This window comes from Amycolatopsis sp. MJM2582, assembly GCF_000754115.1.
In the GTDB taxonomy this organism is placed as follows: Bacteria; Actinomycetota; Actinomycetes; order Mycobacteriales; family Pseudonocardiaceae; genus Amycolatopsis; species Amycolatopsis japonica.
In genome coordinates this window covers 949228-966290 of the sequence record NZ_JPLW01000003.1, presented here as the reverse complement: position 1 = coordinate 966290, position 17063 = coordinate 949228, and the positions used below count along the sequence as shown (strand labels likewise).

Below are 17063 nucleotides of genomic sequence, written 5' to 3'. Positions count from 1 at the left end.
GATCGATGATTCCCTACCAGCTGCTTCCCATCGAAATGCACGTCGAGATGGCCGGTGCCGAGGCCAAAAAAGTCCCTGCTCTGCTCGAAGCCGCGACCATGTGGACCGAAGTACGCGGCTGGATCGACACCACCGCGGCCGAACTCAGCACCCGGGTCGGCGAGCTCTCCCCGGAATGGACGGACGACGCCGGACGACAGCACGAAGAGAAGGCGCAGCGGACACTCGCGGAGCTCAAGTTCTGGGGTGACCGGATCGACGCGGCCAAACCCGCCGAAAGGCTGACGTCGCTCGCTTCCCATGTCTCGGTGACGGCGGCGGAGGTGGCGGGGTTCTACGCGGCGTACCGCATCGCCACCCTCACCCCGTTCGGCGCACTGGAGGCTTTCGGTCTTCAGCAGGCGTCGGGCATGAAAATGACCGAACTGGGCGGGAACTTCGACACCTCGATGCTCAGCGTCTGCGCGGCCGCGGGCATCGAGTCCCCCGCCGATCTGGTTCCCGGTCAGGAAACCGTGTCGGCGGAGGGAAACTCCCCGACCGACTTCCTCGCGGCTGCGGAGGCCGGGATGACCGCGCTCACCGAACTCCAGAGTCTCGCCGAGACGGCGAGTTCCTTCGGCGGCGGGTCAGGTTCCGAACTCCCGGCGACCGATGGTTTGAGCGGGCAGAACGGTTCCTCCGGGATCTCGCTGGCGGGGCTCGCTCCCCTGCCCTCCGGCGCGGGCTCACTTCCGTCGCTCGGCGGTCTTCCCGGTGGACTTCCCGGCGGTTCGGGGCTCCCGCCGATGCCGTCGGGGTTACTCGGCGGGTTGGGCGCGGCGGGCGGCCTCGGTGGTCTCCCGGGCGCGGCGAAGCCGGTCGCGGGTAAGCGGGCGCCCAGCCTGGCCTCGGAGATCCAGCCCGGTGCGGCGACCCCGGCGGGAGCGAAGTCCGCGGGGACGGGGGTTCCGCCGATGATGTCGCCGCACGGTGGTGGCGGCCAGGCCACGGCGGGCACGCTGCGGCCCGGTTCGAGCGACCAGCCGACGGGGCGGAACGGATCCAGCCGCAGGGCCGCTTCCGGTGGGAGCGACGGTGTTCCGGTGAAGCTGCGGGGCCGTGCGGCCAGCGGCAATCCGGACTCCGGGTTCACGCTGGCACAGGGCCGGCAGCCGGCGGAGTCGGAGTCGGGTTCCGTGCAGTTGCTCGATGAAGACCTGTGGTGGACGAACCCTCGCTGAGCCGCTGTACGTGAAGGCCCCCTTCACTGCGCTAGACGCAGTGAAGGGGGCCTTCACGTACTTGGGGGGTCAGCCGCCCAGGGTTTGGCGCCGCGCGGCGGCCGGGTCGAGGCTCGGTCCCTCGGGCAGCCGCGCCACCAGACCGGCGGGCAGCCGCACCGGACGCGCCGACGGGTACCCCAGCATCTTCAGCACATCGGGCGAAGCCAGCGGATAGCGGCGCCCCATGTCGGTCACCACGGTGAGCGTTCCGGCAGCCGCGGAAGGAGAGGGCATCGCTTCGACGACGATCGCGCTGCCGGGCGGCACGTGGACACGGTCCGCGAGCGGGGTTCCGGAGGCGGTCCGGCGGGCGGTGGTGGACATCGGGTCCGCTGGCGGCATCGAGGGGTCGACGGTCAGCGAAGGAGCCGCGGAACCGTCGCCGAAGGTCGCGCACACGGTGGTGTCCTGGTCACGCAGGCGCGCGATGGCCGGACGTGCGGCGGGTGCGGCACCCGCGTCGGCCTGGACGGGGTCCAGTTGCCGGGACATGGTCGCCAGCGAAGGCGGCAGCGGCACGGTTTTCGGTTCACCGCCGGGATAGGCGGCGAGCATCTGGGCGCTCGCGCGCTGGACGTCGTACTGCAGTTCGCTGATCGGCCGCAGGGCGTCCCGTTCGGCCAGATAGTGCTGTTGCCCGCCACCGGAGGTCTGCACCATCAGCAGCATGCCGTTCCGGATGTCGGTCCGGCCCGGCACCGCGGTGGACACCTCGCCCGCCGCCGCCACCGGCAGCGGGCCGATCGGCGTGCCTTCCGGGAGCACGTCGAGCCACGCCCGGCCGACGCGCGCCCACGGCTCGGCGGTCAGCGCGAGGCCGGTGCCGACGGCGCCGTAGTCGGTGATCCGGTGCCGGTGCCCGCGCCACACGACGAACCGGTCGCCGGTCGACGTCGATTCCACCAGCAGCGCCTGGTCGCCCAGTTCCGCGCCACCGGACGGCGAGGCACCGGCCAGCAGCACCGATTCCTCGATCCGGCTGCCCGCCAGGTCGCTCGCGGGCGCGGAGCACAGCGACCACGATCCGGTGAGCAGTTTTTCGGGGCCGGGCAAGCCGTCCGGCGCGTCGGCGATGCCGATCCGGGGCCCTCGCGGGACTCCGGCGAGCGACTCGCGCGAAACCCGTTCCGTGGTGCCGTGTTCGCCGAGCAGCAACAGGGCGGACGCGTAGTTCGCGACGGGATGCAGCCGTTCGTCCAGGTAGACGTACCGCGTCCCGCTCTCCTTCTCCACGATGACGGCGGCGTTCTTGCGCCACGCGTTGTTCCCGCCGGGCACGATCATCCCGTAGACCCCGACGCACGCCAGCGCCACGATCGCCAGTGCGACACCGGCGAAAGCGGCACCGGACGGGCGGCGGAACGGCGGCTGCTCCGGGTCGGTCTCCCTCGTCACCAGCGCGGAGATCGCGCGCTGCACCAGGAATTGGTAAGCCTGCAGCTGATCCCGTTTGGACGCCATGGGTTCAGCCCCCCAGTCCGCGCACGTAGCCGTACAGGCCGAGCACCGAACACGCCACCGGGACGACGGCGATCGTCACCAGGATCTCGAAGTACTCGGCGATCCGGCCGAGATACGGGTTGGCGGCGCGGGTGCTCAGCACGACACCGGAGGCGATCACGCCCGCCGCCACCGCCAACGAAAGCGGCCCGGCCAGGACGAGCAGCAGCGAGCGGTCCGCCATGAGCGGGCCCGCCAGCAGGCAGCCGGCGCCGAAGATCCCGGCCACCAGGATCGGCGTCCGTTGCCGCAGGATCGGATACAACCGTGCCCGCACCAGGAATCCGGCCGCGAGCAGGGCGACGAGGACGACCGCGGCCTCGCTGTCGCTGCGGATCAGCTGCAGCTGGCAGTACATGGCGACGATCGCCGCCCCGCCCAGCATCCCGGTGAGCAGCGCGTCCGCTCTGGCGACGGCGGCGTGCACGAGGTCGAGCGGCGGCTGGGGATCGTCGCGGACCAGATCCGCGGTCGATCGCGGCAGCACCGGCATCGGCACCCGGCCGAGCCGCAGCGACAGCGGCGCGAACGTGGTCGAGAGCACGAGCACCCCACCGCCGATCACCGCCGCCGACCGGTAACCCGCCAGGTCGTCGAAGGTGGCCAGCCAGCCGCCGATCACCCCGAGCAGGCCGACCGTGGCGGCTCCGGCGAACAGGGCGGGCGCGGCGGTCACCCCCAGGTGGCCGACGACGGCCGCGAGCAGCAAGGCCGCGCTCGCCAGCAACAGGTGCCCGGCGGACAACTCGCCGATCGGGTCGTCGCCCGCCAGCAGCAGACCGCCGCCGGCGAAGGCGAACGGGAGCGCGACGGCGGCGAGTACCGCGCCGGCACCGGCGTCGCGCAGCGCCCGCGCGAGCAGCACACCCGACGCCAGCAACAGCGCGGAAACCGCCAGCGCCCAGGCCGCCGGTGACGTCCACGGCGGACCGGCGCGCAGGACCGCGAGCAGACCGAACGACATCGCCACCGCGCCCACGGCCAGCCCGGCCTGCCGCGTGTGCCGCGGCCCCCAGGCCTTTCCGGTGCGGCCGGAGCCGGTGGCGATGGCGTCCACGAGGTCGTCGTACTCGGGCTCCGGCCATTCGGCGCGGCGCGGCGTCAGATGGAGGATCTCCCCGTCCCGGACCCGGTGCGCGCCCAGCGTCCGGTCCAGATCGAAGGCCGTCCCGTCGGCGCGGCGCAACTGCCAGCCGCCGCCGGCGACCCCGTCGTCGGCCATCCCCTCCCCCGCCCGCGCGAGCAGGCCGGGGAGGATTTCGGCGACGGACGCGTGTTCCGGCAGCGCCATGTCGATGCGCCGGTGCGGAGTGGTGATGGTGACCCTGACCAGGCCGGCAGTCTGCATGGGAAAAGGGTCGGCCAGTGACGGGGCCGCCGGGCACCGGCGGCAGGAACCTGCCGCGGTGAAAGTACTCCGGATCCGGACTTCTTGCGCGACAATGGGGTCATGAGCATCGAGACAGGGCTGCTCGCCCAGGGCCCCATCGCGACCGTGTACGCGGGCAAGGATCCCGCCACGGGCAACGACTTCGCGATCAAGATGTTCCCCGGCACCTTCGACCGCGAAACGTCCGCGTGGCTCGAACGCGAGCGGAAGGCGCTGGCCGCGGTGCGCTCGACGCGCTCGATCCTGCAGATCGACGACGTCCTGACCCATCCCGACGGCCGGTCCGGTGTCCGCCGCGAACTGTGCCCGGGTTCACTCGCCGGTGTGCTGGATTCCGGTGCCCGGCTGGGAATTCCCGACGTGCTCGCCCTCGGCGCCGCGATCGCGTCGGCGCTCGCCGCGGCGCACGGCGCGGACGTCCTGCACGGTGGCGTGAACCCGCACAACGTGTTGTACCGGGCGTCCGGCGAGTTCGTGCTCGCCGACTTCGGGGTGGCCCTGCGGCGGCGATTCCCGCGCGACCCGATGTACGCGGTCGAGTACACCGCGCCGGAAACCCTGCGCGACGACACGCTCTCCCCCGCGTCCGACCTTTATGGTCTCGGCGCGGTGCTCTACGTCGCGTTGACCGGGACGCCTCCGTTTCCGCGCCACACCGGGCAACAGCCCGGCGAACGGATCCTCCAGGTACTGCGGGAACCGGTCGCGCCGATCCAGGATCCGGCCGTCCCCGGCGAACTCGCCGCCACGATCCTGCGGTTGCTGGCCAAGGAACCGGCCGACCGGCCGCAGGACGTCGCGTCGCTGGCACGGCTGTTCACGAAGCTGAGCCGTCCCGGCGGCGAGGTCGTCACCGGTGATTCCTCAGACCTGGCAAGCGAAGAAGAAGACGTCGAGGTCGAATTCGACGACTTCGCCGAAGTCCACCGGCCCGCGGTCCCGGTCCACTCGGCCCCGGCGCCCGTCCAGGTGGTGCAGGCGCCGCCGCGGGGTGGCCGCACCCTGATCCGCGAGTTCAGCGGTCCGCTCAAAACCGAACGCGGGTTTCCCTGGAAGCCCGTCGCGCTGGCGGGCGGCGGCGTGCTCGCCGCCGGGCTCGCCGTGCTGCCGCTGGTCCTCGGCCCGGCGGAGATCGGCGGGCAGGCCGTTCCGGTGGCGGCCGCGATCCCTTCTCCCGCGGCGGCTTCCGCGCCGGCGCCGGACGTCAAACTGGCGCTCGCGCCGCCGCAGGACCAGAGCGATCACGTGCAGCTGACCTGGACCGCGCAAGGCGAACTGGACTTCGTCGTGATCATGGCGGGCGAGCGGCTCGAGACGAAACAGCTCGTCGCCCACCGTCAGCGCAGCCTCGACGTCCCCGTCGACCCGGCGCGCCGGTACTGCTTCCAGCTGAGGGCGACCGACGGACGGCACATCTACACCACCGAGCCGGTCGCGATCCGCGGCGCCCGCTGCAACCCGTAGTCGATTTGCGCGGGAGTCGTGAGTGGTATTGGTCGTTCTAACGCTCTTTATCACTCACGACCCCACCGCCCATGGCCTGCTTCGGTCCGTGAGGTCCGGAAGGTGTGTCGCGAAAGCCACTTTCGGGACATCAGACGTCTCGAAAGTGGCTTTCGCGACATGATCGCCAAGGCGGTACAGGCCCGGCCAGGGCAGACGTTGCGAAAGCCACTTTCGCAACCTTCAACGTTGCGCAAGTGGCTTTCACAACCCCGGGCAAGGCCTTCACGTCCAGAGCCTCACCCCTCGCGAGAGGCCCGGCCGCGGATCGGCACCAGGGTCCGCGGCTCGAGTGCCGCCAGCACCCGAGCCGCGAACGGTCTGGTGGCCAGCCCGCGCCGTACCTCGCCGACCTCCTGCCACGCCCGCCGGACCGAACCGTCCCCCACCGGGACCCCGGACCAGAGCGTCACGTCCAGCACCTTGGCCAGCCGCGCGACCGGCTCGCGGATCCCCTCCCCGGCAAGCGATCCGGCCGATTCGGCGAGATCGCGCGGGGTCATCCCGATCCGGAACGGAACGCCGTGCGCGCGCAGCCGGTCGCGGATCTCGTCCCACGCGCCGAGCACGCCTTCGGCACCGGACCGGCGACGACGCCGCCGGGCGCGGACGACTTTCGCCGCCGGAACCCCGACGAGCCACAGGAGTCCGAAAAGGACGATCGCGGCGACGAGCGACGGCCACCACCAGCTCATCCCCGCTTCGGTGCTCTGATCCTCGCCGGAGTCCGCGGGCGTGCCCGGTGGGAGCTGGGGCGGCCGCAGTTGCTGTTCGGCGGGCAGCTGTGCCCGCGCGCGGGCGACCGCCTTGCCTGGCCCTGCCTGGCTCCGTTCCGCCTTGCCCGCCGCGGCGGTCGGGTCGAGTGCCACCCAGCCCGCTCCGGCGACCGCGACTTCGGGCCACGCCAGGACATCGCGGTTGCGGACGACGTGCATCCCGCCGTCGGTCTCGGCCGATCCCCTGAACCCGACGACGAGCCGGGCCGGGATACCGCTCATCCGCGCCAAGACGACGTACGCGGCGGCGAACTGCTCGCTCGTCCCCCGCTTGCTCTCCAGCAGGAAATGCCTCAGCTGCGGCCAGCCGTGCCCGGTCGGCAGCTCCTCCGTGCCCGTCGCGACCTGATAGTTCGTGCTGAGAAAGCGTTCCAGCTGCAAGGCGGACTGGAACGTCGGGCGCAGACCGCGCACGGCGTCCTTCGCCACGTCCTCCACGTCGGGCGGCACCGCGCCGAGCCCGCCGAGCGGCGCCCGCGCGTCGATCTCCCCGGCACCGAGATCGACCTCGGGTGACGACCAGCTGAGCCGGTAGTTCCGTTCCTGGCCCGTCGATGGCGATTCCGTCATCAGGGTGCCCGCGGACTCGTCCACCAACGGCGTCAGACCGTCCACACCGGTCAGATCCTGATGGCTCGGCAGCCACGGCCCGGAGAGCCCGCGCACCTTCAGTTCCGCGCTGCCACTCACGCCGGGAGCGCCTTCGAGGCCCGCGCCGAGCCGCCGGAGCCGGGAGTCGGACAGCCAGTTCGCCCCGTCGAAACCGTTCAGCACGATCAGGCGCCACTGGTCGACCGGGGTGTCACCGCGATAACGGAACACCTCCTCGCCCGGCCGGATGAGCCGCTGGGCGATCTCGTCCAGCGGGTTGCCGACCCGGCTCCTCGGCGGCGGCGCGGCCTGGGTGTCCTTGAGCGTCAACGGATCCCGGCCGACCGGATCGAGCCCGGCGAGCGCGACCGCCCCGGCGACGAGTGCGACCACAGTGGACAGTGCGGGCCAGACCGCCGAGCCGGTCAGCCGCCAGGAGAACCGAGGTCCACCGGGTGCCCGGCTCGCCGACCGGACCCGACGACCCGACCACAGCAGGAGCCCGGCGGGCAGCGCGTAGCCCAGTGCCGCGACCACCGCGAAAACCCCCGTCAACGCCTGATACGCCTGGGCGAGACAGGCGACGGCCAGGCTGGGCACGAGCGCCACGAGCGGCTTCTTGAGACGCAGCAACAGTTCCAGCCCGAGCACGACGGCGATCAGCACCGAAAGCGGCACGAACAACAGCTGTTCGGGGATCGGCCGCGCGGGCCAGGTGGACTGCAGCGTGAGCCGCCAGCCTTCGGTGAGACCACGCGCCAGCCCCCGCAGCGAATCGCCGGTCGGCAGGAAGGCGAGCGTGGTCGAGGTCAGCACCGTCTCGATCAGCCCGAGCAGGCCGAGCAGCGCGACGAACAACGGCCGGTACGGGGTCAGCTTGGGGAATTTCGCGGTCAGCTCGGCGCAGCCGTACGCGACGAGAACGACCACGAGCACCGGGACGAGCAGCGCCGCCCAGCCGAACACGGGCGCGAAGAGCAGCCCGGCGATCCCGGTCGCGGCGAGCAGCGCGGCGACCGCGATCCGGTCGAATCGGTCGCTCATGACTTACCCACCAAGGAATTCCACTGTGCCGCGGCACCGGCGGCGTCGACCGCGACGATCAGGCCGCGGGAGCCCGCCGACGGCCGGAGATCACCGATCCGGACCACGGTGTCGGGCCGCCAGCGGGCGGCGTGACCGAGATCGGCGTCGGGACCGGTGATCAGCACCAGCACCCCGCCAGGGCGTTCGGCGGCGGCCAGCGCCGAGGGCAGCAGCGGCGCGTCGTCCGCGGCGTCCTGGGTGACGAGCGCGAGTTCGTCCAGCAGGGTCCTCGCCGCGCGCACCCCGCTGTCGGTCGGCGTGTCCGCGCCCGCGGAGGTGATGAAACGGCAGTGCTGCCCCGCCGACGCCGACGCGTAGAACAGGGAAGCCGCCACCTCGACGGCTTCTTCGAAAACGGCAGGGCTCATCGACGCGGGCCGCGTGTCGAGCACGGCGGTGAACCGGGGCTGGGCGGGGTCGGCGTATTCGCGCACCATGAGCCGCCCGGTCCTGGCGGTCGCCTTCCAGTGCAGATGCCGGACCTCGTCGCCGACCACGTACTCCCGCACCGCGCGCAGATCCGCCGAACCACGCAGCGGCGGGTCGGTGATCGGGCCTTCGTGGTGGTGGCGCGGATGCCCGGCCTGCGCCGCGCGTACCGCGTGCCGTCGCGGATGCACCCACAACCACGCGGAATCCCCGACGGTCTGGTCGCCGCGCGCGAGGTCGAACAGGTCGGGCCGGTGCACGACGAGCGGGCCGACCCGGAGCTTCCCGCGTTTCGTCGTCGGAAGTTCGTAGTGGTACGTCGCCTCCGCGCCGGGCGCGAGCGGGCGGACCCGCAGGCTGTGCGTCTCGCCGCCGATGCCGTCCGCGGCGGCGAAACCGCCGTGCCGCCGTGAATCGGTGTTGCGCACGACGAGCGAGGCCAGCGCGGGTTTCCCGCGTTCGACCCGGTCCGGCTGGACGGTCCGGCCGATCTCCACCTTCGGCCGGAACCTGGTGGTGGCCAGCGCGATCAGCACCGCGCCGGCCGCGATCCCCGCGAAGGCACGGAAAAACGTGTACCCGGCCAGCTCGCCGAGGGCGTAGAACCCGGCGGCAAAGGCCAGCACGATGACGCCGCGGCGGGTGAGCCGCACGCCTACCTCCCCATCGCGGCCATGGGAGCGGCCGTCGCGCCCAGGAGTTCGTCGACGATGTCCGCGGTCCGCCGCTGGTTGAGTTCGGCGTCGGGGGTCAGCACGAGCCGGTGGTCGAGCACCGGATGCGCGACGTCCTTGACGTCGTCCGGGGTGACGAAATCGCGGCCGAAGGTGGCGGCGAGTCCCTGTGCCGCCCGGATCAGCGCGATACTGCCGCGCGGGCTCGCGCCGTAGCGGACGTCGGGATGCGATCGGCTGGCCGCGGCCAGCCGGACCGCGTAGTTGACGATCTCCGGTGCCAGATGGGATTTGCGGACCTCGTCGATGACCGACTGGACGTCGGCGATGCCCAGCACCGGCTTAAGCTCATCCGGCGTGACCCCGGCGCAATCCCCCATCACCACCCGCATCTCGGATTCCAGATCCGGGTAGCCGACCGAAATACGCATGAGGAACCGGTCGAGCTGCGCTTCGGGCAGCCGGTAGGTGCCTTCCAGCTCGATCGGGTTCTGCGTGGCCACCACGAGGAACGGCCTCGGCACCGCTTGGCCGACCGAATCGACGGTGACCCGGCGTTCGGCCATCACCTCCAGCAGCGCGGCCTGTGTCTTGGGCGTGCCCCGGTTGATCTCGTCCGCGAGCACCACGTTGGCGAAGATGCCGCCGGGGTGGAACTGGAACCGTTCGTTGTTCTGGTGGTAGACCATCACGCCGGTGATGTCGCCGGGCAGCAGGTCGGGGGTGAACTGGATCCGGCTCCACCGGCCGCCGATGCTGGCGGCGACGCAGCGCGCGATCGTCGTCTTGCCGACGCCGGGAACGTCCTCCATCAGCAGATGCCCTTCGGCGAACAGCGCCGCCACGGTGAGCCGGACGACCTCCGGTTTCCCGCGCACCACCGATTGCACGTTCTCGGCGATCTGCTCGAAGGCGACCCTGGGTGTGAGCGTCACAGAAGTTCCTTTTCCTTTCGTCGGCGCAGGCCGACCATCGCGATCGGGCCGAGCCAGATCAGCGAGCCACCGGGGGCGCCACCGCCCGCACTGGGCACGCCGGTCCAGCTGTCCTTGCCGGTCCCCCCGGAGGTCTTGATGGTGGCGTTCACCGTGATGGCGCCGAAATAGGCCACATTGTTGATGTTCAAGCTGGTGGCGCCCGAGCAGGACTTCGAGGCCGACATCGCGCCGTTGAACTCCGCCTGGCAGGTCGCGGGCGCGCCCTTCCCGTTGGCGTTCACCGAAACGATCAGTCCCGTGGTCCCGACGCGGACACCGGTGATGGTGATGGTCGGCGGGTCCGACGGCACCGGCACGGTGACCTTCCGGCTCCCGGCGGCGCCGTTGATCGCTGCTCCCGAGCCGAACTTCGTCACCGCGCGGACCGTGACGGTCGCGGTGCCGGTGACCCCGGTGAACTCCGCGGACGTGGCCGAAACCGTGCGCTGTCCCTTGCCCGTCACGCTCACCAGGTAGTGCACGAGCGTGCCGCCGCGGAGATCGGGCTGGGTCCAGCTCACCGAAACCTTGCCGGCGGCGGTGGCGTTCGCGGTGACGACCGGTGCCGTGGCAGGCCTGTTCACGGGTCCCGGGATGACCGCCTTGGCGCTGGCACCGACCCCGAGACCCGCCGAGTTCTCCGCGACCACGGTGACCACGTACGGGGTTCCGTTGGTCAGCCCCGAAATCGTGGTTCCCCGTGACGATCCGCTCACCCGGGTCGAACCGCCGGTCCAGGACACGCGGTAGGCGGTGATCCGCGCGCCGTTGTCCGCCGCCGGGCTCCACGAGACCTTGATCGAGCCGTCGCCCGAACTCGCGCTCAGCTTCCTCGGCGCGCCGGGCGGCGTCGCCTTCGCCACCGGCGGGGGCGCCTGCTGGGTGTTCGGCGGCGCCTGCTGTCGCTGGTCCTGCTGGGGCGGGGGCTGGTCGCCGGACGGTTCCGGATCGGCCGACGGCGCGCCGGCGGTCTGGGTGTTGGCCGCCTTGTCGACGTCGACGTCGACCACCGTGCCGTCGTCACCGTTGACGACCAGCACGTGCGAGCCGTCGGAACTGTCGACGTAGATGCGGTTGTCCTCGCCCTTGGCGAGCCTCGGCGGCGTGCCCTGGCCAGGTACCTTCGCGGTGGACTTGAGCTTGCCCGCGGCGTCGTAGGTCAGCACCTCGCCGCGGGTCTCGTCGACCATGGCGACGACGTTCGAGGACGAGAGCGGGCCGTTGAACCGGCTTCCCTTGGTGAGCTCGACCGAAATCGGCTTCGCGGAGGGGCGGTCCTGGTCGAGGCCGCTGATGTCGATGAGGTGGAGCTGGTTGCGCTCGGGGTCGGCGATGGCCAGCCGGTCGCCGACGGCGCTGTTGGCGACCTGTGCCGACGGCGAAAGCTTGATACCGAGCGGAAGTCCGTCGCCGAGCCCGTCCGGGCCGACGCGGTGGAGGCTGTCGCCGGTGGTGTCGAGCACGACCGGCCGGTCGCCGACGAGGGTGAGCCCGCCGCCGTGCCCTGGCGGAAGCTGCGCGGGACAGGTCATGACGGCGGCGCCCTTGGGCAGATCGCAGATCGCGCCGCTGTCGACGCGGTGCGCCCACACCGTCCCGTCGGTGGTCGCGACCGGCCGGGACAGTGGCCCCCCTGCGGGCACTGTCGCGGCCGGGTCCCCGAGCCGCACGATCTGCCCGGCGTTGCGGTAGACCAGGTACGGGCCACCCGCGATCTCCATCACGAACGGCGTTTCCGGCGCGGGCGGCGGCGTGGACTCCTCCACGCTCAACGTCGCCTTGTCGAACTCCGTGATGCGGTTCCGCTCGACCACGTAACCGGAGCCGTCGCCCTGCGCGACCTGGCTGCCGTTCGCGCCGGGCACGTCCGCGCGCGCGTCGACGCGGTTCGTCGAGCCGTCGACGTGGAACGCGGACTGGGCGGCGTCGTTGTAGACCCAGTGACCGACCTGGACGAACTCCAGCCGTTCCGGCGTCGCCGCCTGCCCGGTCACGGCCAGCCCGATCAGCGCCAGGCAGCCCGCGACCACCAGCGCCACGGCCATTCTCGTCCTGGCGACCACGCTGAACCGCTTCGTGCCCCGCTCGTCGGTGTTCACGCGATCAAGCTAGAGAGCGACCATGAAATTTCGATGAAACAGCCTGTCTCGCCGCTCCCGGACGCCGTGTCATCGAAACCTCATGTTCGCCGGGGACGCTGAGCAGACCCGGTTGGAGGAGGCAGGACGATGACCGATCTCGGCGCGGCGAGGACGGACGGGCGGTACCCCGCGGCACCCCCGCCGCTTCCCCGGATCGCCCCGGCCGCACCGCCGGCCCAGGCCATGGCCGATCCGCTCGCCTACGCCGCGCCCGCCGCGCGGGCAGCCGCCCGTGAGGCCGCGCTGGCCGCGCTCACGGCGGCTCGCCAGGCGGAGCAGCGACCGCGCTGGTCCGCGACGGCGCCCGTTCCCGCCCCCGCGCCCGGTCCGCCGCCGCCGCCGTCGCCTGGCCGAGGACGCCGGCAAGGCCGGCCGGTCGGGATCGGGGTGGCCCAGATCGTCTGCTGGCAGCTCGTCCTCGTCGCGCTGGTCCTGGTGGCGGGACGGCCCTGGCCGCTGGCGGCCGCGGTGGTCACCGCCGCCGTGGTGGTGCTCGCGCTGACCGCCGTGCGGATTCGCGGACGCTGGCTCTACGCCTGGCTCGGTTCGGCGTCGGGCTACCTGGCCCGCGACCGCGACCGGGATCTCCGGCAAGCGGGCGAGGCGGGCCGGGCGCTGCTGGGCCTGCTTTCGCCGGAAGCGACGGGGATCACCGGCGAGATCGGCGACGAGACGGTGTTCATGGTCAGCCGCGCCGACGGGATCACCGCCGTGCTGCAACCGAAATCCGCCGCCCGCGAACAGCCGATGCCGTCGCCGCCGATGTTGCTGCCGCCGCCGTCCCGCGAGCAGGCCCTGGACGTCGCCGCGCAGGTCATCCACCACGTCGGCGCGGACCGCTCCCGGCCTCCGCGAGGCTGGGTCGCGTTGCAGGCACTGCGCACCGCCGACGTCCACCGCGACGCCGACGTGCGGCAGGCGCTCGGGAACACGGTCAGGCGCGTGCGTCGGCAGCTTCGCCGCGACGGCCTGCCGGTGCGGGCGCTCAGCGAGAACGAGGTACTCGGCACGCTCGCGTCGCTGGCGCACGTCACGGCGGGCCGGGCGCGGATCCGCGAAGACTGGCGGTTCTGGCACAGCGGGCCGATCAGCCAGGCGACCTTTCAACTCGACGGCTGGGACACGCTTCCCCCGGTGCTCGCGGCGGATCTGTCACGCCGTCTGCTCGCCGCCGCCCCCGGGTCCGCGGTGACCCTGGCCGTGACCGCCCGCCGGAGCGCCGCCGAGACCGAACCCCGCGTCAGCGCCGCGATCCGGGTCGCGGCCGCGGGGGTTCAGGCGGTGGACCACGCGGTGCGGGACCTGGAACTCGCCGCGCGCCGGGGCGGGATCACGCTGGAGCGGCTCGACGGCAGGCACGCCAAGGGAGTGGCCGCCACCTTGCCGATCGGAGTCAGTTGAGCACGACGATCGCGGCGGTGAGCGCGGTCGCGTACAGCGTCCAGGCGAGGTACGGCACCAGCAACGCGGCCGAAACCCGGGAAGACCGGCGGAAGTACAGCGCGGTGACGACGATCGCGACGTCGAGCAGGACGATGTCCACCAGTGCCAAACCGTACGCGCCGGCCGCGAAGAACAGCGGCGTCCAAGCGGCGTTCAGGACCAGTTGTCCCGCGTACCAGAGCAAGGCCCGGCGGTCGCCGCCGGATTTCCAGTACAGCCAGCCCGACACCGCGATCGCGAGGTACAGGACCGTCCACACCGGACCGAACAGCCAGGCGGGCGGCGCGAACGACGGCAGTTCGAGTCCACTGTAGACAGAGCGGGCACCGGCCGCGGCGAGCCCGCCGACGACCGCCACCACCGCGACCGCCGCCAGGAACGGGAGGAACGCCAGCGGCGCGCGGAATCTTCCCGGGATCGTCGTCATCGTTCGAGCGTACGGGGGCGGACACGGGCCCGCGCGCTCAAAACCCGTCGCTTCCCCGCGGGGCACGGCCCTACGATCTTCACGCGATGAACGACGACACCTTCCTTGCCCACGTGGCCGACAGCCTGGCCGCGCTACCCGCCGTGCAAGCCGTCACGCTCGGCGGATCCCGCGCCCAGGACACGCACGGTCCCGGCAGCGACTGGGATTTCGCCGTCTACTACCGCGGCGGCTTCGATCCGGCCGATCTGCGCGCCGTCGGCTGGGACGGTGAAGTCTCCGAAATCGGCGCATGGGGCGGCGGCGTGTTCAACGGCGGCGCCTGGCTCACGATCGACGGCAGGCAGGTCGACGTCCACTACCGCGACCTGGACGCCGTCGAGCACCATCTCGCCGAAGCACGGCAGGGCCGGTTCCACTGGGAGCCGCTGATGTTCCACCTCGCGGGTGTCCCGAGCTACCTGCCCGTCGCGGAACTCGCGGTCAATCGGGTGCTGCGCGGCGACCTGCCGCGACCGGACTACCCGGAAGCGTTACGGGAGACGGCTCCGAAGATGTGGCGGGGCCGCGCCGAACTGACGCTGCGCTACACCCGCGGCGCCTTCGTCCCGCGCGGGCAGGCCACGGAGGTAGCGGGTGCGCTGGCCACCGCCGCCATGGAGACGGCGCACGCCGTCCTCGCGGCTCGCGGCGAGTGGGTCACCAACGAGAAACGGCTGCTGCGGCGCGCGGGCCTGCGTGAGATGGACACGATCCTCGCCGGGTTGCGCGCGGATGTCCTCGCGAAGGCGGTGGACGACGCGGAGGCGTTGTTCCGGACGGTTTGAGCGTTGTGGCGCGGGTCACGGAATGACCGGCGATCTTCAGCGCTACAGAGAGATGAGACCAGTTCCGTACCTAGGGAGAGACATGTCCGCCACCGCCACGCCGGAAGAGACCGCTCTGGCCGTCCCCGCGCTCGACGATTTCGACTTCCCGCTCACCGACGGCGCCGCCTGCCGCATCGACGACCCGGACTGCGAAGCCTGCCAGTAGCGGACTGGCCGTGACCACCCGGCTTGGTCCCGGAAGTACATGAAGGCCCCCTTCCTTGCGCCTGACGCAAGGAAGGGGGCCTTCACGCGCCGCCGTGGTGATTGCTGTGGTTGCTGGTGCAGGTGAGCTGCAGGTGGCGATCACTGAAGGTAGTGAAGGCCTCCTTCACTACCTTCAGGGTAGGCAAGGAGGCCTTCACGGACCCGATCCGCGATCAGCTACGGCCAAATCCAGTAGGCACTTAAGGCACTCGCCCTAACCCGAAACGCCACTCACGACCACCCGGACGGCGGGGGCCGAAGGCTCCTTTTGTCGCATCACACGCGGCGAAGGGAGCCTTCGGCCCACGCACCTCGGACGCGAGAGCGAACTACCCCGTCCGGCCGTCGACGGCCGCCACGATGAGCGCCGCGCACCGCTTGACCGGCAGCCCCCGTTCCCGCGCCATCGCGTCGAGCGCCGCACGGGCGGCCTCCCCACGCAGTCCTTGCGCGGCAAGCACTTCCAGCGCCAGACCGATGACGTCGGCCGTCGGCGGGGAATCGGATCGGACCAGCATCGGAAGACCTCCGGCTCGCTCGAGGGACGGCCGCGGATACCCGCTCCGCACCGGTTTCACACCCACGTCACCGTGAAGATTGGCGATCCCGCCGGTCGTCGACGGCCTCCCGCCGGACCTGCTCGGTGTGCATGCCGATCTCCCCGAGCCGTTCGGCGAATCCGTTGTGCTCGCGCGGCAGGCGGGCGCGCAGGTCGGCCATCGGGGCGAGGAGGCCGGTGACGTCGTCCTCGCCGAGCACGGCGCTCAGCCTGTCCGCGCTTTCCCTGGCCTCGGCGTCCAGCCCGGGTAGCGCGCCGGCCTGACCGGCGAGTTGCCGCAGGATCGCCGAATTGCGGCGGGCCCACTCCGCGACCGCGCGGTCGCCGGCGCGCCGGTCCCGTTCCGCGTCGACCCGCGCCTCGCCCGTCCTCTCGCCACTGACGGACGGCCGCAACCGCAGGAACCGCCGTTCCGCGGCCTGACGGCTCGCGACCCCCAAGGCCGGGGCGAGCGCGGTCCAGCTGGTCCCGCCCGCGCGTGCCGCCGCGATCAGCTCCGGTTCCCACGCGGCCAGTTGTTCGCGTACGTCCCTCAGCGCCGTCAAAGCCGCCAACAGCCGCTCCGGGTCCGAGACGCCGGAGCGGGCCTCTACCACGACATCGCGCACCGCACGCACGGTCCGGGCGGGGTCTTCGTTCATCTTTGTCATCCCATCGACGACTCGGTGGTTGTCATCGTTTCGATGACATGTTAGAACAGTGGTGCGTGTTGACACCAGAGACAACGAACCCAGGAGGTGGAACCCGATGTTGATGCGCACCGACCCGTTCCGCGAGTTCGACCGGCTGACCCAGCAGATGTTCGGCGCCGCGACCCCGGGGACCTGGTCCAAGCCGGCCACCATGCCGATGGACGCCTACCGCGACGGCGACGAGTTCGTCGTCTGCTTCGACCTGCCCGGCGTGGCCGCGGACGCCATCGAGCTGGACGTCGAACGCAACGTCCTGACGGTCAAGGCGGAGCGCCGGCCCACGCCCGGCAAGGACGTGCAGATGCAGGTTTCCGAGCGCCCGCTCGGCGTCTTCTCGCGCCAGCTGTTCCTCGGCGACGCCCTCGACACCGACCACATCGCGGCCGGTTACGAAGCAGGCGTGCTGACCCTGCGCATCCCCATCGCCGAGAAGGCCAAGCCGCGGCGCATCGAAATCTCCGGCGCCACGTCCGACCGCAAGGAGATCCAGGCCTGAGTGTCCCGTTCGGTGCGGGGCCGCCGGGTCCCGCACCG

The 17063-nt window shown here is 71.8% G+C and carries 15 protein-coding genes; 6 read left to right on the top strand and 9 right to left on the bottom strand.

The window, feature by feature from the left end:
- Nucleotides 1–5: 5 nt before the first annotated feature.
- Nucleotides 6–1223 (top strand): hypothetical protein, encoded by a 1218-nt coding sequence (locus ED92_RS23385; RefSeq protein ID WP_037342036.1) that lies wholly within the window; start codon nt 6–8, stop codon nt 1221–1223.
- A 69-nt stretch (nt 1224–1292) separates the two neighbouring features.
- Here the strand turns inward: ED92_RS23385 and eccB are convergent, their stop codons facing one another.
- Together eccB and eccD are read right to left on the bottom strand one after the other, a co-directional pair.
- On the bottom strand, nt 1293–2726 hold the full coding sequence (gene eccB / locus ED92_RS23380; RefSeq protein ID WP_037342035.1) for a type VII secretion protein EccB: 1434 nt from the start codon (nt 2724–2726) through the stop codon (nt 1293–1295).
- A gap of 4 nt (nt 2727–2730) precedes the next feature.
- On the bottom strand, nt 2731–4113 hold the full coding sequence (gene eccD, locus ED92_RS23375; RefSeq protein ID WP_037342033.1) for a type VII secretion integral membrane protein EccD: 1383 nt from the start codon (nt 4111–4113) through the stop codon (nt 2731–2733).
- Nucleotides 4114–4215: 102 nt separating this feature from the next.
- Here eccD and ED92_RS23370 point away from each other — a divergent pair, with 102 nt between their 5' ends.
- Complete coding sequence (locus ED92_RS23370) at nt 4216–5619, top strand: protein kinase (protein WP_037342031.1); 1404 nt, start codon at nt 4216–4218, stop codon at nt 5617–5619.
- Between the two features lie 278 nt (nt 5620–5897).
- Here ED92_RS23370 and ED92_RS23365 read toward each other — a convergent pair whose 3' ends face one another.
- Genes ED92_RS23365 through ED92_RS23350 form a run of 4 tightly spaced genes read right to left on the bottom strand, consistent with a single transcriptional unit; the run spans nt 5898 to nt 12290 of the window.
- Nucleotides 5898–8069, bottom strand: a complete 2172-nt coding sequence (locus tag ED92_RS23365; protein ID WP_037342029.1) for a transglutaminaseTgpA domain-containing protein — start codon at nt 8067–8069, stop codon at nt 5898–5900.
- Nucleotides 8066–9193: a DUF58 domain-containing protein gene (locus tag ED92_RS23360; RefSeq protein WP_037342028.1), complete on the bottom strand. Its 1128-nt coding sequence runs from the start codon at nt 9191–9193 to the stop codon at nt 8066–8068. Before ED92_RS23360 ends, ED92_RS23365 begins: the two co-directional genes overlap by 4 nt.
- A gap of 2 nt (nt 9194–9195) precedes the next feature.
- Complete coding sequence (locus tag ED92_RS23355; RefSeq protein WP_016336476.1) at nt 9196–10149, bottom strand: MoxR family ATPase; 954 nt, start codon at nt 10147–10149, stop codon at nt 9196–9198.
- Nucleotides 10146–12290 carry a fibronectin type III domain-containing protein gene (locus ED92_RS23350; protein WP_037342024.1) on the bottom strand — a complete coding sequence of 715 codons (2145 nt, stop codon included), beginning with the start codon at nt 12288–12290 and terminating at the stop codon, nt 10146–10148. Before ED92_RS23350 ends, ED92_RS23355 begins: the two co-directional genes overlap by 4 nt.
- Nucleotides 12291–12419: 129 nt before the next feature.
- Here ED92_RS23350 and ED92_RS23345 point away from each other — a divergent pair, with 129 nt between their 5' ends.
- On the top strand, nt 12420–13733 hold the full coding sequence (locus tag ED92_RS23345) for a type VII secretion protein EccE (protein ID WP_235213352.1): 1314 nt from the start codon (nt 12420–12422) through the stop codon (nt 13731–13733).
- On the opposite strand, the gene ED92_RS23340 is transcribed toward ED92_RS23345, so the two are convergent.
- On the bottom strand, nt 13726–14202 hold the full coding sequence (locus ED92_RS23340) for a TspO/MBR family protein (RefSeq protein ID WP_037342022.1): 477 nt from the start codon (nt 14200–14202) through the stop codon (nt 13726–13728). The genes ED92_RS23345 and ED92_RS23340 overlap by 8 nt on opposite strands.
- Before the next feature lie 86 nt (nt 14203–14288).
- Here ED92_RS23340 and ED92_RS23335 point away from each other — a divergent pair, with 86 nt between their 5' ends.
- Nucleotides 14289–15029, top strand: coding sequence for a nucleotidyltransferase domain-containing protein (locus ED92_RS23335; protein ID WP_037342020.1), 741 nt, complete (start codon nt 14289–14291; stop codon nt 15027–15029).
- An 82-nt stretch (nt 15030–15111) separates the two neighbouring features.
- The gene (locus ED92_RS43675) at nt 15112–15237 is read left to right on the top strand and encodes a hypothetical protein (RefSeq protein WP_007031507.1); all 126 of its coding nucleotides are present in this window, start codon (nt 15112–15114) and stop codon (nt 15235–15237) included.
- Between the two features lie 370 nt (nt 15238–15607).
- Here the strand turns inward: ED92_RS43675 and ED92_RS23330 are convergent, their stop codons facing one another.
- Nucleotides 15608–15796: a hypothetical protein gene (locus tag ED92_RS23330; protein ID WP_037342583.1), complete on the bottom strand. Its 189-nt coding sequence runs from the start codon at nt 15794–15796 to the stop codon at nt 15608–15610.
- 67 nt (nt 15797–15863) lie between these two features.
- Complete coding sequence (locus tag ED92_RS23325) at nt 15864–16478, bottom strand: hypothetical protein (RefSeq protein ID WP_037342017.1); 615 nt, start codon at nt 16476–16478, stop codon at nt 15864–15866.
- 106 nt (nt 16479–16584) lie between these two features.
- Between ED92_RS23325 and ED92_RS23320 the strand changes: the two genes are divergently transcribed.
- Nucleotides 16585–17025, top strand: coding sequence for an Hsp20/alpha crystallin family protein (locus ED92_RS23320; RefSeq protein WP_037342015.1), 441 nt, complete (start codon nt 16585–16587; stop codon nt 17023–17025).
- The last annotated feature ends 38 nt before the right edge of the window (nt 17026–17063 follow it).